The sequence below is a fragment of the Asanoa hainanensis genome (assembly GCF_900188485.1).
GTDB classification, from domain to species: domain Bacteria; phylum Actinomycetota; class Actinomycetes; order Mycobacteriales; family Micromonosporaceae; genus Asanoa; species Asanoa hainanensis.
This window is the reverse complement of sequence record NZ_FZPH01000003.1, coordinates 195,736-208,579: the sequence shown is the minus strand read 5'-3', so window position 1 is coordinate 208,579 and position 12,844 is coordinate 195,736. Positions and strand designations below refer to the sequence as shown.

14 protein-coding genes and 2 pseudogenes are annotated in these 12,844 nt (G+C 71.9%); 11 read left to right on the top strand and 5 right to left on the bottom strand.

Annotation, left to right across the window (positions count from 1 at the left end):
• The first annotated feature begins 39 nt into the window (after positions 1 to 39).
• Both CHC05_RS08520 and CHC05_RS08515 read left to right on the top strand, forming a co-directional pair.
• On the top strand, positions 40 to 363 hold the full coding sequence (locus tag CHC05_RS08520; protein ID WP_089246536.1) for a PadR family transcriptional regulator: 324 nt from the start codon (positions 40 to 42) through the stop codon (positions 361 to 363).
• A 3-nt stretch (positions 364 to 366) separates the two neighbouring features.
• Complete coding sequence (locus CHC05_RS08515; RefSeq protein ID WP_089246534.1) at positions 367 to 861, top strand: PspC domain-containing protein; 495 nt, start codon at positions 367 to 369, stop codon at positions 859 to 861.
• A 36-nt stretch (positions 862 to 897) separates the two neighbouring features.
• Here CHC05_RS08515 and CHC05_RS08510 read toward each other — a convergent pair whose 3' ends face one another.
• Positions 898 to 1,659 carry an SDR family NAD(P)-dependent oxidoreductase gene (locus tag CHC05_RS08510; RefSeq protein WP_089246532.1) on the bottom strand — a complete coding sequence of 254 codons (762 nt, stop codon included), beginning with the start codon at positions 1,657 to 1,659 and terminating at the stop codon, positions 898 to 900.
• On the opposite strand from CHC05_RS08510, the pseudogene CHC05_RS42350 reads away from it, so the two are divergent.
• Together CHC05_RS42350 and CHC05_RS42345 are read left to right on the top strand one after the other, a co-directional pair.
• Positions 1,658 to 2,263 (top strand): annotated as a pseudogene (locus CHC05_RS42350) (helix-turn-helix transcriptional regulator); the annotation flags it as partial. The gene CHC05_RS08510 and the pseudogene CHC05_RS42350 overlap by 2 nt on opposite strands.
• A gap of 64 nt (positions 2,264 to 2,327) precedes the next feature.
• Positions 2,328 to 2,549, top strand: coding sequence for an MmyB family transcriptional regulator (locus tag CHC05_RS42345; RefSeq protein WP_245870718.1), 222 nt, complete (start codon positions 2,328 to 2,330; stop codon positions 2,547 to 2,549).
• Here the strand turns inward: CHC05_RS42345 and CHC05_RS08500 are convergent.
• Positions 2,546 to 3,931 (bottom strand): MFS transporter, encoded by a 1,386-nt coding sequence (locus tag CHC05_RS08500; protein WP_179266099.1) that lies wholly within the window; start codon positions 3,929 to 3,931, stop codon positions 2,546 to 2,548. The two genes, CHC05_RS42345 and CHC05_RS08500, sit on opposite strands and share 4 nt — an antisense overlap.
• Positions 3,932 to 4,138: 207 nt before the next feature.
• On the opposite strand from CHC05_RS08500, the gene CHC05_RS08495 reads away from it, so the two are divergent.
• The 5 genes and pseudogenes from CHC05_RS08495 to CHC05_RS08475 form a co-directional block, all read left to right on the top strand.
• Positions 4,139 to 5,377, top strand: a complete 1,239-nt coding sequence (locus CHC05_RS08495) for an RCC1 domain-containing protein (RefSeq protein WP_089246528.1) — start codon at positions 4,139 to 4,141, stop codon at positions 5,375 to 5,377.
• Positions 5,378 to 5,402: 25 nt separating this feature from the next.
• Positions 5,403 to 6,572: an RCC1 domain-containing protein gene (locus tag CHC05_RS08490; RefSeq protein ID WP_089246526.1), complete on the top strand. Its 1,170-nt coding sequence runs from the start codon at positions 5,403 to 5,405 to the stop codon at positions 6,570 to 6,572.
• A gap of 19 nt (positions 6,573 to 6,591) precedes the next feature.
• Positions 6,592 to 7,269, top strand: a complete 678-nt coding sequence (locus tag CHC05_RS08485; protein ID WP_089246524.1) for an arsenate reductase/protein-tyrosine-phosphatase family protein — start codon at positions 6,592 to 6,594, stop codon at positions 7,267 to 7,269.
• Positions 7,262 to 7,675 (top strand): arsenate reductase ArsC, encoded by a 414-nt coding sequence (locus tag CHC05_RS08480; RefSeq protein ID WP_089246522.1) that lies wholly within the window; start codon positions 7,262 to 7,264, stop codon positions 7,673 to 7,675. The genes CHC05_RS08485 and CHC05_RS08480 overlap by 8 nt, the downstream gene beginning before the upstream one ends.
• A pseudogene (locus CHC05_RS08475) lies at positions 7,675 to 8,442 on the top strand (aquaporin); the annotation flags it as partial. The gene CHC05_RS08480 and the pseudogene CHC05_RS08475, both read left to right, overlap by 1 nt.
• 36 nt (positions 8,443 to 8,478) lie before the next feature.
• Here the strand turns inward: CHC05_RS08475 and arsM are convergent.
• On the bottom strand, positions 8,479 to 9,264 hold the full coding sequence (gene arsM, locus CHC05_RS08470) for an arsenite methyltransferase (protein ID WP_089246518.1): 786 nt from the start codon (positions 9,262 to 9,264) through the stop codon (positions 8,479 to 8,481).
• Between the two features lie 80 nt (positions 9,265 to 9,344).
• On the opposite strand from arsM, the gene CHC05_RS08465 reads away from it, so the two are divergent.
• Positions 9,345 to 9,707 (top strand): ArsR/SmtB family transcription factor, encoded by a 363-nt coding sequence (locus tag CHC05_RS08465; protein ID WP_089246516.1) that lies wholly within the window; start codon positions 9,345 to 9,347, stop codon positions 9,705 to 9,707.
• 4 nt (positions 9,708 to 9,711) lie between these two features.
• Here CHC05_RS08465 and CHC05_RS08460 read toward each other — a convergent pair whose 3' ends face one another.
• Complete coding sequence (locus CHC05_RS08460; protein ID WP_089246514.1) at positions 9,712 to 10,302, bottom strand: TetR/AcrR family transcriptional regulator; 591 nt, start codon at positions 10,300 to 10,302, stop codon at positions 9,712 to 9,714.
• A 99-nt stretch (positions 10,303 to 10,401) separates the two neighbouring features.
• Here CHC05_RS08460 and CHC05_RS08455 point away from each other — a divergent pair, with 99 nt between their 5' ends.
• Positions 10,402 to 11,832, top strand: coding sequence for an MDR family MFS transporter (locus tag CHC05_RS08455; protein ID WP_089246512.1), 1,431 nt, complete (start codon positions 10,402 to 10,404; stop codon positions 11,830 to 11,832).
• On the opposite strand, the gene CHC05_RS08450 is transcribed toward CHC05_RS08455, so the two are convergent.
• Positions 11,829 to 12,800, bottom strand: a complete 972-nt coding sequence (locus CHC05_RS08450) for a hypothetical protein (protein ID WP_089246510.1) — start codon at positions 12,798 to 12,800, stop codon at positions 11,829 to 11,831. The two genes, CHC05_RS08455 and CHC05_RS08450, sit on opposite strands and share 4 nt — an antisense overlap.
• Between the last annotated feature and the right edge of the window lie 44 nt (positions 12,801 to 12,844).

Genomic DNA, 12,844 nt, shown 5'->3' with positions numbered 1-12,844 from the left:
GGTTGTCGAAAGGTACCTTGCTGTGGCAAGGTAGTAGCCATGCAGGCCGACCCGAAGCTCGTCGCGCTGCGGCGCGGCCTGCTCGAACCCCTCGTCCTGGCCGCGGTCTCCACGCAACAGCGCTACGCGGCGGAGATCCTCGCGGCGTTGCACGAGGTGGGGTTCCCGGCCCAGGAGGGCGCGCTCTATCCGCTGCTGAGCACGCTCCGCCGGGACGGGCTGGTCGAGCACGAGTGGCGCGAGTCCCTGTCCGGCCCACCGCGGAAATACTTCTCCCTGACGGATGCTGGCCGGGCTCAGTTGGCGTCGTTCCGCTCGTACTGGAACGAGCTGTCCTACATGATCGACACGATTGGACTGTGAGCCATGGCCGAGCCGATCTCCCTCCGCCTGACCGGGCACGCCGCGGCCTTCCCCGCCACCCCCGACGCCCGCGACACCCTGCGCCGCTACCTCGACGACGCCCGGGCCAGGCTGCGCTTCGACCCCGACGCCGACGAGATCGTCCGCGACCTCGAGTCGGCGATCGGCGACCGCCTGAGCACCCACGACGTGCTGACCGGCACCCAGATGACGGCAATCCTGGCCGACCTCGGCCCGGTGGGCGTCGCACACTCGTCGCCACCCCGCGGCCGCTTCCTCTGCCGCATCCAGGAGAAGCAGTGGTTCGGCGGCATCTGCGGAGGCCTGTCCGCCTACGGCGACTTCAGCCTCGACTGGACCCGGACGATCGCGCTCGCCCTGCTCGTCTTCACGGGCGGCCTACTCGCGATCCCTTACCTGGTGCTGCTGTTCGTGCTCCCGGTCGTCCCGACGTTCGCGGAATACGAGCGCCAACGCGACAGCCCGGCCGTCGCCTAGGGTCCGTCCAGGCCGCGTTGATCGGCAGGACAGACCCTAAGCGCGGGCGCCGCCGTCGACGCGCAGGATCGTGCCTGTCACCCAGGACGCGCGGTCGCTCAGGAGCCAGGCCGCGGCCTCGGCGATCTCCTCCGGCCGCGCGGCGCGGCCGAGGGGCGTGAGCGCGGTGAGGCGCTCGACCAGGCCGGGGGAGTGGGCCGCCCAGGTGTCGATCATCTTCGTCGCCGTGTTGCCGGGTGCGATCGCATTGACGCGGATGCCTTCCGGCCCGTACGTGATGGCCGCCGACTCGGTCAGGCTGTTGACCGCGCGTTTCATCGCTCCGTACACCGGAAGCTGGGGATTGCCCATCAGGCTGCCGATCGACGAGTTGTTGACGATGGCGCCCGTCCCGGCGGTCGCCCGGATCGCGTTGACCTCGGCGACCATGGCCAGCCAGACGCCCTTGAGGTTCACGGTGTAGAGGTGGTCGAACCGCTCCTCCGAGAGCTCGTCCATCGGACCGGGCGGCACGAACGTCGCACCGTTGTTGAACGCGACGTCGAGCCGGCCGTGCAGATCGACCACCTGGGCCACCGCCGCCCGCACGCTGGCGCCGTCGCCCAGGTCACACACCACATGATGCGCGGTGCCGCCCGCCGCCCGGATGTCCTCGGCCACCGCGTTCAGTTCGCTGTCGGTGCGGGCGGCGAGCACCACCCGCGCGCCCTCCCGGGCGAACAGCCGCGCGGCGGCGGCGCCGATTCCCCGGCCCGCGCCGGTGACGAATGCGACCTTTTCGGCCAACAAGTTTGTCATGCGTTCGAGCGTCGTGCGGGGCAGCGAGGTCAGCCAGGCACCAGCGGTACCTGGCTGGCTCGCGCCGGCGCCGGGCACACTGGGAACGGTGAACAGAGCGGAACTGGCTGCCTTCCTGCGCAGTCGCCGCGAGCGGATCACCCCGGTGCCGGTCGCGCCGCGGTGCCGCACCCCGGGGTTGCGGCGCGAGGAGGTGGCGCGGCTGGCGTTCATCTCGACGGAGTACTACACGCGCCTGGAACAGGCCCGTGGCCCCCGGCCGTCGCGCGAGGTGCTGACCGGCCTCGCCCGGGCGCTCGGCCTGTCCGACGCCGAGCGTGCCCACCTCCACCATCTCGCGGGCGAGCCGCCCGGCCCGCCGCCCGGACCCGCGCGCGACGTGCGCCCGAGCATCCTCGAACTGCTCCGCCGCCTGCCGGGCGCGGCCGCGTTCGTGACCTCCGCGACGTACGACGTGCTCGCCTGGAACGATCTCGCGGCCGCCCTCATGGAGGACTTCTCCGCCGTCCCGCCCCGCGAGCGCAACCTGCTGCGCCGCACCTTCCTGGACCCGGGTCCGCGCCGGTTGTACGGCGTCTCCGACCCCGACACCTTCGGCCGCACGGCGACCCACCACCTGCGGGCGGCCGCGGGCCCGCTACCCGGACGACCCGGAGTTGCGGGCGCTCGTGACCGACCTCCTGGCCGGGAGCGCCGAGTTCGCCCGGTTGTGGCGCTCCCACGACGTCTCCGCCCACCACACGCTGCGCAAGACCTTCGCGCACCCGCGGGTCGGCCCGGTCACGGTCAACTGCGACGTGCTCGACATCGCCGACCAGGACCAGCGCATGGTCATCTACACGGCCGACCCCGGGTCGCCGTCCGAGGAAGCCCTGCTGGACCTGGCCTAGCTCGCGGGCACGGGGGTGACGGCCGCGCGGGGGATGAAGGCCGCTGCGACCGCGGCCACCAGGGCGCCGGCGGCACAGAACAGGAACGCGCTGGTGTACGCGGATGCCTGCGGGAACCGGCTTCCGACGGTCACGCCGCCGACCAGGATGCCGGCCATGACCTGGGTGCCGATCGACGAGCCCACGGAGCGGATCAGGGCGTTGACCCCGGCCGCCTCCGCCGCGCGGGCGGCCGGCACCGCGTGGACGACCGTAGTGGGGATCACGGCCAGCGCGACGCCGACGCCGAAGAGCGCGACGAACGACCAACACAGCACCGCCAGTTGGCTGCCGTGCCCGACGGCGAGCAGGACCGAGCCGAGCGCCGTCACGCCGGCGGCAGCGGCGAGCGCGGCGCGGCCGCCGTAGCGGTGGTAGAGCATCGCGGAGATCGGGCCGCCGGCCATCATGGCCAGGCTCCCGGGCAGCAGGAGCAGGCCGGCACGGGTGGCATCGGCACCGAAGCCGTAGCCGGTGCCCGCCGGCGCCTCGGCGAACTGCGGCACCAGCACGAACGCGCCGAACATGCCGCAGCCGACCAGGAACGTCGTGATGTTCGTGACCAGCACCGAGGGCCGGACCAGCAGCCCCAGATCGACCAACGGGTGTTCCCGGCGCCGTTCCACCAGGCCGAACAGCACCAGCACGACCAGCCCTGCGGCGATCAGGCCGAGCGTGCGCCCGGAGGTCCAACCCCAGACGCCGGCCCGGCTGATCGCGAGCAGCGGGAGCGTCACGCCGACGGCCAGCAACAGGGTGCCGGCCACGTCGACCCGCCCGCCCGTCGAGTGTCCCGCCGTCTCCGGCATGCCGAGGCCGACGGCTGCGGCCGCCACGGCCGCCATGCCGGCGGTGATCCAGAAGATCCAGGTGTACGAGGTGTGGTCCACGATCAGGCCGCCGAGCACGAGGCCGAGGCCGCTGCCGACGCCGAAGATCGCGGAGATCAGGCCGATCGCCGGGGCCCGGCGCTCGGCCGGGAACGACGAGCGGGCGATGCCCACCGCCAGCGGGATGACCCCGCCGCCGGCACCCTGCAGCACGCGACCGGCCAGCACCACACCCAGGTTGGCGGAGAGCGCGCTGATCACGGATCCGGCCGCGAACACCGCCAGCACGACCACGAGCAGCCGGCGCCGGCCGAAGAGGTCGCCGAGCCGGCTGAAGACCGGGGTGAGGACCGCCGAGGCGATCAGGTACGAGGTCAACATCCAGGTGACGCTCTGCGGCTCGGTGTGCAGCGCGGACGCGAGCGCGGGCAGGGCTGGCAGCACGGTCGTCTGGGCCAGCGCGTACGCGAGGGTGCCGAGCCCCATGGCGGCGAGTGCCCTGTTGTGTCTCATCGTTCCCCCCATAAGCGGACTCGCTAGTCCGGATCGCGGTCGAGCGTAACCGGTCTCGCGAGTCCGGTTAGCCGCGTGTGGCTGGACGCACAGCCGTGTGAGTTTTTCCCGGGTCTGGAGTGGCCTGAGTGCGTAATGTGACGCAGGGTGGCTGAGCTGCGCTTTTGCGCGGTCAGCCCGCGTTCGCATTCACCGGGGGGAAGCCATATGCGGGCACAGGTCATAGGGCGGCGCCGTCTCGCCGCCGTAGTTGTCGGGGCGTTGCTGGCCCTGCCTAGTGTGTTGGGCGCGCCGGCGTCGGCGGCACCGACCGGTGGCGATTGGGGTGATCACGGCGGGGGCGGTGGCCAGCGCGGTAGTCACGCCGAAGCCTGGGGAAGCAACTCCGTCGGACAGCTCGGCATCGGTTCGGCCGGGATAACGGAGTTCCGGACGACGGCCGTGACGGTGGCCGGCCCGCACACCGTGCGCGCGGTCTCGGCGGGTGACAACCACGGCCTGGCGTTGCTCTCCAACGGCACGGTGAAAGCATGGGGATCCAACGAGTCCGGGGAGCTCGGTGACGGCACCCAGGTCTCGCGCACGATCCCGGGCAGCGTCGCGGGCTTGAGCGGGGTCACGGCCGTCGCGGCCGGCGGCCATTTCAGCCTCGCCCTCCTGCGGGACGGCACGCTCCGGGCATGGGGTGGGAACTTCTCGGGTGAGCTGGGCGACGGCACCACCGCCAACCGGAGTCTCCCGGTCGAGGTCTCCGGGCTGCCCGGTCGCGTGACCGCGATCGCCGCCGGCGACGGCACCGCCCTGGCGTTGCTGGCCAACGGCACCGTGCTGGCGTGGGGCAACAACCGTGACGGAGAGCTCGGGCAGGGCGCGGCCGACAACCAGCCGCACCCGGCGCCGCTCGAGGTGCCCCTGCCACAGCGGGCGACGAGCATCGGCGCGGGCGAGTTCTTCAGCCTCGCGGTGCTGGCCGACGGCTCGCTCCGCGGTTGGGGTGCCAACGGCTCCGGCCAGCTCGGGATCGGCAACTTCGTCACCCCGCAGCCCAGCCCGGTCGCCACCCTGGGCCTGTCCGGCGTACGCGTCAAGTCCGTGGACGGCGGGTTCGGCCACACACTGGCCCTGCTCACCAACGGCCGCGTCAAGGCCTGGGGCAGCAACACCGCCGGCCAGCTCGGCGACGGCACCAACACCGAGTCGAACACCCCGGTCGACGTGCTCGGCGTGACCGGCGCGACCGCCGTCGCGGCCGGCTACACCGGCGGCAGCCCCTTCGGGCACAGCCTCGCGATCGCCCGCGGCGACGTGCTGGCGTGGGGCGAGAACAACAGGGGTCAGCTCGGGATCGGGAGCACCGAGTCGACCAACCGGGCTCAGCCGGTGACCACAGGCCTGGCTACGACGCGGTCGATCTCGGCCGGCTTCCAGTTCAGCTTGGCTTCCTAACCACGCCGACGAGGGCCTCGACCGGATCCGGGCGAGGCCCTCGTCGTTTCTCACCGCGGGAAACAGATGCGAGTCGGCAGCGCCGAGTCGGGATGGCAGCCAGGCCGAATCCTGGGGATACAACTTCGTCGGACAGCTAGGCATCGGGACGGTCGGGGAGACGGAGACCCGGCCGTCAGCGGTGACCGTGGCCGGCCCGCACACCGTGCGGGCGGTCTCCGCGGGTGCCAGGCACGGCCTGGCCCTGCTGTCCAACGGCACGGTGAAAGCCTGGGGAGGCAACGACTTCGGCCAGCTCGATGACGGCACGCACACCTCGCGACCGATCCCGGGAAGCGTGGCCAGCCTGCGTGAGGTCACGGCCGTTGCCGCCGGCGGCCGGTTCAGCCTCGCCCTCCTGCGGGACGGCACGCTGCGCGCCTGGGGCCAGAACTCGTCGGGCCAACTGGGCGACGGCACCACATCGGACCGCACCCTTCCGGTCGAGGTTTTGGGGCTGCCTGGTCACGTGACCGCGATCGCCGCCGGAAACAGCACCGCGCTGGCCCTGCTGGCCGACGGCACCGTCCTGGCCTGGGGACTCAACAGCTCTGGCGAGCTCGGCCAGGGCACGGCCGACAACCAGCCGCACCCGGTGCCGCTCACGGTGCCGCTCCCGCAGCGGGCGACGAGCATCGGCGCGGGCCTGTTCCACAGCTTGGCGGTGCTGGCCGACGGCTCGGCGCGCGGTTGGGGCCTCAACAACGAGGGCCAGGTCGGAAACGGCAGCAACGCGGTCAGCGTGCAGCCCACCCCGGTCGCGGTGGTCGGCCTGCGCGGCGTGCGGGTCAAGTCCGTTGACGGCGGGTTCGGCCACTCCTTGGCGCTGCCGACCAACGGCCGGGTCAAGGCGTGGGGCAGCAACGCGTCCGGCCAGCTCGGCGACGGCACGAACACGCCGCGCCTCGTACCCGTCGACGTACTCGGCCTGACCGGGGCTTCGGCTGTCGCCGCCGGTTACGACGGCTTCAGCGCCAACGGCCACAGCCTCGCGATCACCCACGGTGGCGTGCGGGCGTGGGGCGAGAACAACAGGGGTCAACTCGGCATCGGCGGATTCGAGTCGAGCAACCGGGCTTCGGCGGTGACCACGGGCCTGTCGCCGACCCACTCGATCTCGGGCGGCCTCGCCTTCAGCTTGACGGCCGGGGGATAGCTCAATCATCATTGCCTCAATGAACACTGAGGCTTCTTTGGTCGAGCGGGCCCGGGTCCACGCGGCGCTCGGTGACCCGGCGCGGTTGGCGATCGTGGACCGGCTCGCGGTCAGCGACGCGTCACCTGGTGAGTTGGCGCAGCTGTTGGACCTTCCGACGAACCTGATCGCGCACCACCTCGGCGTGCTGTCCGACGCGAGCCTGATCTCGAAGACCAGGTCGGAGGGTGACCGGCGGCGCAGCTATCTGCGGCTGCGGCGGGAGGTGCTCGCGGGCCTGCTCGCACCCCGGCCGATTCGGGCGCCACGGGTGGTCTTCGTGTGCACGCACAACTCGGCGCGCTCGCAGTTGGCCGCGGCTCTGCTGGCCGAGCGGGCCGCGGTCGCGACGGCGTCGGGCGGGACGGAGCCGGCCGCGAAGGTTCATCCGCGGGCGGTGCGGGTCGGCCGGCGCCACGGAGTGCGCCTCGGCCGCGTGCGTCCGGTGCACGTCGACCAGGTCGTCCGGCCGGGCGACCTGGTGATCTCGGTGTGCGACCAGGCGCACGAGCGCTCCGGCACGCCGGCCGCGATGCACTGGTCGATCCCCGATCCCGCGCGCGTCGACACCGACGCGGCGTTCGAGCGGGCGTACGAGGAGATCGCGGACCGGGTCGAGCGCCTGGTCCCCGTCCTGGAAGGTCCCGACCGTGTCTGACCGCCCCGCCGTGCTCTTCCTCTGCGTGCACAACGCGGGCCGCAGTCAGATGGCGCTCGGGTTCTTCCAGCATCTCGCCGGGGACGCCGCGGTCGCCTGGTCCGGCGGGTCGGAGCCGGCCGACGCGGTGAACCCGGCGGCCGTGGCGGCGATGCGCGAGCGGGGCATCGACATCTCGCGCGAGTATCCGAAGCCGTGGACCGACGACGTGGTGCGGGCCGCCGACGTGGTGGTCAGCATGGGTTGCGGCGACACGTGCCCGTGGTTTCCGGGCAAGCGCTACGTCGACTGGGAGCTCGACGACCCGGCGGGCAAAGGCGTGGCCGAGGTGCGCCCGGTGCGCGACGAGATCGAGCGGCGGGTGCGGCTCCTGCTGGCGGAGCTGCACGTGCCGGTCTCCCGGTGATGCCCCTCGCGCGGCGGGCGCTGGCCGAGGCGCTCGGCACCGGACTGCTGGTGGCCGCGGTCGTCGGCTCGGGCGTCATGGCCGCCCGGCTGTCGCCCGGAAACGTCGGTGTGCAACTGCTGGCGAACTCGCTCGCGACGGCATTCGCGCTGGCGGTGCTGATCCTGGTCTTCGGCCCGGTTTCCGGTGCGCACTTCAACCCGGTCGTCTCGCTCGCCGACTGGTGGCTCGGCCGGCGCCTGACAGCTCGTGAGCTCGGCGTCTACGTGCTGGCCCAGCTGGCCGGTGGCGCGCTGGGCTGCGTGTTGGCGAACCTGATGTTCGACCTTCGGCCCGTCACGTTCTCCTCGACCGAGCGCGGCGGCGGGCCGCTGTGGCTGGGGGAGGTGGTCGCGACCGGCGGCCTGGTGCTGCTCGTCTTCGCCCTGGCCCGCACGAACCGAGCGGCGGTGGCGCCGGCCGCGGTCGGCGCGTACATCGGCGCCGCCTACTGGTTCACGTCCTCGACGTCCTTCGCCAACCCGGCCGTGACGGTCGCCCGAATGCTGACCGACTCGTTCGCCGGCATCGCACCCGGGTCGGTGCCCGGCTTCGTCGGCGCTCAACTCGTCGGCCTGGTCGTCGGTGTCGCCGCTCTGGCTGCCCTCTATCCCGATGCCCGCGCGGCGGTCGACGCCGGAGTGCCGGCCGCTCCTGGGCCGGCCGGTCCGGTGCCGGTCGCCCACCTGCCCGCCGCCCCCGTGCCGGCCGGTCCGGTGCCGGCCGCCCCGGTGGCGGCGGGCGGCACCGGGAACGACGGCTGACTACGCCTGCGGCTTGCGGGCGCGGACGATCGCCGAGTGCATGCCCGCGGCCGCCTCGTGCGTCGGTGTGATCTCCACGTCGACGAAGCCGGCGGCGGTGAGCCCCCGCTCGTACTCGGCGAACGACAGGGCGCCCGCGATGCAGCCGACCCAGTCGCCGCGTTCGGCCCGCTCCTGCGGCGTGAGGTCGTCGTCGGCGACCACGTCGGAGACGCCGATCCGGCCGCCGGGCTTGAGCACCGCGAACGTCGAGGCGAACACGGCCGGCTTGTCGGTCGACAGGTTGATCACGCAGTTGGAGATGACGACGTCGACGCTGCCGGCCGGCAGCGGGATGTCCTCGATGTGCCCGCGCAGGAACTCGACGTTGGTCGCGCCGGCCTCGGCCGCGTTGCGGCGGGCCAGGTCGAGCATCTCGTCGGTCATGTCCAGGCCGTAGGCCTTGCCGGTCGGCCCGACCCGACGGGCTGACAACAGCACGTCGATCCCGCCGCCGGAGCCCAGGTCGAGCACGGTCTCGCCCGCGTGCAGGTCAGCGACCATCAGCGGGTTGCCGCAACCCAAGCTCGCCTCGACCGCCGCACCCGGCACCGCTGCCCGCTCCGCGTCGGAATAAAGGTCGCCGAGCGGACCGTCGGCCTCCGCCGCCGATCCGCAGCAGCCGGCATCCGCGGACGATCCGCAACACCCGCCGCCTGTCTGCTTGCCCAGCACCTTGAGCGCCGCCGCCGCGTACCGGTCCCGGACGTCCTCGCGGGTCACCGGCAGTTCGTACCCCGTGGCCATCTTGATCCTCCTTGATTCGATAACCGTCAAGACAGAGACTTGCACGCTGTTTCGATAGTTGTCAAGATGGGGTCGTGGGGATGGAACTGGAGCTCACGGATGTCAGCGCGCTCGCCTGTTGCCCGCCGATGGTCGACGAGGCGCTGACCGAGGCGGCCGCCGTCGACCTCGCGAGGGGATTCAAGGCGCTGGGCGACCCGGTGCGCCTGCGGCTGCTCTCGATGATCGCCGCCCGCGGCGGCAACGAGGTGTGTGTCTGCGACCTGACGGACGCGTTCGCGGTCAAGGGCCCGACGATCTCGCACCACCTGCGCGTGCTGCGCGAAGCCGGCCTGATCGACTGCGAGCGCCGCGGCACCTGGGTCTACTACTGGGTGATCCCGAGCGCCCTCGCGCCGCTGTCCCAACTGCTCGACACCTCGGCGCTGACGCCGACGGCCTGAGACGTCAGGCGGTCACGAGCGGCAGGAACAGGTCGTCCACGATCTCCAGGATCCGCTTGTCGCTGATGGGCTGGAAGGTCATCAGCATGTCGTGGCGCATCAGATCGAAGGGCATCGTCAGGACGGCCGGCGGGATGCGGCCGAGGTCGATCTCGCCCCGCTCGTGTGCCCGGCGGTAGAGCGCCGTCGACCTCGGCTGGCGATCGCCGAGCAGCTTCTCGCGCACCTGGGCCGGCGTGAGGCCGCTGCTGGCCAGCAGGCCCGAGAAGGCGGCGCTGACGACCGTGACGAAGGGGACGCGGCCGTTGCTGGCTCCCCGGAGCAACGCGATCATGTCGCCGCGCAGGCTCCCGGTGTCCGGGACCTCGATCGGGTGCGTCTCGCCGAAATGCTGGATCGCGGCGAGTACGAGGTCGTCCTTGCGCGGCCAGCGCCGGTAGAGCACCGCGACCCCCGTGCGCGCGCGGGCCGCGACCGACTCCATCGTCAGCCGGGCGAAGCCGACCTCGACGAGCTCGTCCCAGGCGGTCTCCAACAGCGCGTTCTCGAGCGCCTCCCCGCGCCGTCGCCGCGTGGGTTGCGCCTGTTCGGTCATGCGGCACAGCGTACCAGCGATAAGAGAGGCTTGCGTTCCTTAAAGCGGGCGCCTAGCTTCGTAAGAGAAGAACACCTCTCTTAATGAAGGCGGACCCGCATGGACGAGAAGCTGGACTCCGGGGTGGTGCGGACCGCCCTGATCTTGATCGTCGGCGCGATGGCCGTCGTCTTCGACACGACGATCGTCAGCGTCGCCCTGCACACCCTCGCGGCGAAGCTCGACACCTCGGTCACGACGATCCAGTGGGTGACCACGGGCTACCTGCTGGCCCTCGGCATCGCGGTGCCGCTGAGCACCTGGGGCCTCCAACGCTTCGGCGGCAAGCGCCTGTGGATGTTCGCCTTGTCGGTGTTCCTCTTGGGCTCGGTCGGAGCCAGCCTGGCGTGGAACGTCGACTCGCTGATCGGGTGGCGGGTGGTCCAGGGCATCGGCGGTGGCCTCATGCTCCCGCTGATGACGACGCTGATCTTCCAAGCGGCGCACGGGAGGTCGCTGGGCCGGCTGGTGACGTATGTGGCGCTGCCGGCGCTGCTCGGCCCGATCCTCGGCCCGCTGATCGGCGGCGCGATCCTGACCCATCTGAGCTGGCGGTTCATGTTCGCGGTGAACGTGCCGTTCTGTGTGGCCGGCCTCCTGCTCGTCCAGCGCTACCTGCACCTCGACGCGCCGGACCGGACCCGGGCCCGGCTCGATGTCGTCGGGCTCGTCCTCGTCGCGCCGGGCATCCTGCTGGTCCTGCTGGGCTTGGCCAACGCGGGCACCGCCGCCGGCTTCGCCCATCCTGACGTCGTCGTCCCGCTCGCGTCGGGCATCGCGTTGCTCGTGGCTTTCATCGGGTACGCGTTGCGCAAGAGCCACCCGCTCGTCGAGATCGGCTTGCTGGCCAAGCGATCCGTCGCCTCGTCGAGCGCGGTGCTGTTCTTCTCGGGCTTCTCGTTGTACGGCGCGATGCTGCTGATGCCCCTCTACTACCAGGGCGTGCGCGGCACGACGTCGCTGACCGCCGGGCTCATGCTCGTACCCCAGGGCGTGGGTGCCCTGTTGTCCCGCACCGTCGTCGGAAGCAACGTCGACCGCTTCGGCGCCCGCGTCATCGCCCTGGCCGGCTTTCTCGTCGTGGCCGCGGCGACGGTCCCGTTCGCGCTGGCCGACTCGCACACCAGCGCCTGGCTGCTGGCCTTCTGGATGGTCGTCCGCGGCTTCGGCCTGGGAGCCGTCACCATGCCCGTGATGGTGGCCGGCTACATCGGACTGGAGAAGCAGCAGATCCCGCACTCCAGCGTCCTGACCCGCACGGCGCAACAGATCGGTGGCTCGTTCGGGACGGCCGTGCTCGCGGTGATCCTGGCAGCGGCCACCGCCCACCACGAATCAGCGGCTTCGGCGTTCCACGTCGCCTTCTGGTGGTCGGTCGCCTTCTCCGCCGTTGCCGTGGTCCTGTCCCTGTGGCTACCCGGCGCACAACCCGCCTCAGCGGTGCGAACGGACCCCGTACCAGCTGGTCGCGACGCGGTTGTCCGCTCTTAGCGCCTCAGCCGTGCGGCGGCGCGAACCGTCGCCGCGAGCAGGCCGCCCAGCCGGTAGAGGAAGTACACCGACCACGAGGCCGCGGCTGCCACTCCCGAGAGCAGGAGGATGTGGACAGCCGTATTCGCCACCGCGTCGCCTGCTCCCGTCTCCCGCCACGCCTCGATCGAACCGCCGACCACGATCGTGACCAGGATCGCGGGCAGCAACGGCAGCGTCCGTCCGACCGATTTGAGCGCGGTCCAGACGCCGCGCGGCAGCTCGTCGGGCTCCGGCTGCGCCGCCGTGGTGTCGGCGGCCCGCGCGCTCAACGCCAGCACCGTCCGTCCAACCACCCGGTCGCGCTCCATCGGCGACGCGCACAACACGTCGGCCAGTTGCCGCAGGTCGCGCGCGTCCCGGAGCTCGCCGGTGGCCGGGTTGCTCAGCAACCGCCAGGGCGTCGCCCGCCGACGCGCCTTCACGACGGGAAGCAGGGGCAGCAGGACGAGGCCGACGAGATCGAGCGAGCCGTCCATCGCCGGGTCGGTGTGCACCCCGAGGACGTGCGCTCGGCCGCGGCGCCAGCCCGGCTCGAGGACCTCGATGACGCCCGCGTGCAGGTCCTGATCGATCGGCTGCCGCTGCCCGTGCTTCGTCAACAGGGTGTGCCCGTCGATCGCGCTCGCCGAGTTGACGGTGGTGCGCCATTCGCCGACGCTCACCATCGGTAAGACGGGGACGTAGAACGCGACCACCACGGCGACGGCAAGAAGAACGAACCCCGCGACGCCGCCAACCCGTGCCGCCCACGAGATCAATGCCAAGGCCGGCACCAGCACGAGGCAGAACCACGCGACGAACAGAAGAGCGCGCCGGCGGTCGAGCCACCGGTTCGCGACGATGCGCCCCCGACCCGCCGGGAAGCGACGCCAGGTCAGGCTCGCTTCGGCTTCGTCCCTCGCCGTCGACGCCGGTTCCCCTTGCACGGTTCCGCAGAGTGCCACACCACCGCAATTCATCGTGGTGAGTC

What these genes read in the sequence shown, in the direction of transcription:
- CHC05_RS08520 (WP_089246536.1), top strand. Translation starts at nt 40, where the DNA reads ATGCAGGCCGACCCGAAGCTCGTCGCGCTGCGGCGCGGCCTGCTCGAA.
- CHC05_RS08515 (WP_089246534.1), top strand. Translation starts at nt 367, where the DNA reads ATGGCCGAGCCGATCTCCCTCCGCCTGACCGGGCACGCCGCGGCCTTC.
- CHC05_RS08510 (WP_089246532.1), bottom strand. Translation starts at nt 1,659, where the DNA reads ATGACAAACTTGTTGGCCGAAAAGGTCGCATTCGTCACCGGCGCGGGC.
- CHC05_RS08500 (WP_179266099.1), bottom strand. Translation starts at nt 3,931, where the DNA reads ATGAGACACAACAGGGCACTCGCCGCCATGGGGCTCGGCACCCTCGCG.
- CHC05_RS08495 (WP_089246528.1), top strand. Translation starts at nt 4,139, where the DNA reads ATGCGGGCACAGGTCATAGGGCGGCGCCGTCTCGCCGCCGTAGTTGTC.
- CHC05_RS08485 (WP_089246524.1), top strand. Translation starts at nt 6,592, where the DNA reads ATGAACACTGAGGCTTCTTTGGTCGAGCGGGCCCGGGTCCACGCGGCG.
- arsM (WP_089246518.1), bottom strand. Translation starts at nt 9,264, where the DNA reads ATGGCCACGGGGTACGAACTGCCGGTGACCCGCGAGGACGTCCGGGAC.
- CHC05_RS08465 (WP_089246516.1), top strand. Translation starts at nt 9,345, where the DNA reads ATGGAACTGGAGCTCACGGATGTCAGCGCGCTCGCCTGTTGCCCGCCG.
- CHC05_RS08460 (WP_089246514.1), bottom strand. Translation starts at nt 10,302, where the DNA reads ATGACCGAACAGGCGCAACCCACGCGGCGACGGCGCGGGGAGGCGCTC.
- CHC05_RS08455 (WP_089246512.1), top strand. Translation starts at nt 10,402, where the DNA reads ATGGACGAGAAGCTGGACTCCGGGGTGGTGCGGACCGCCCTGATCTTG.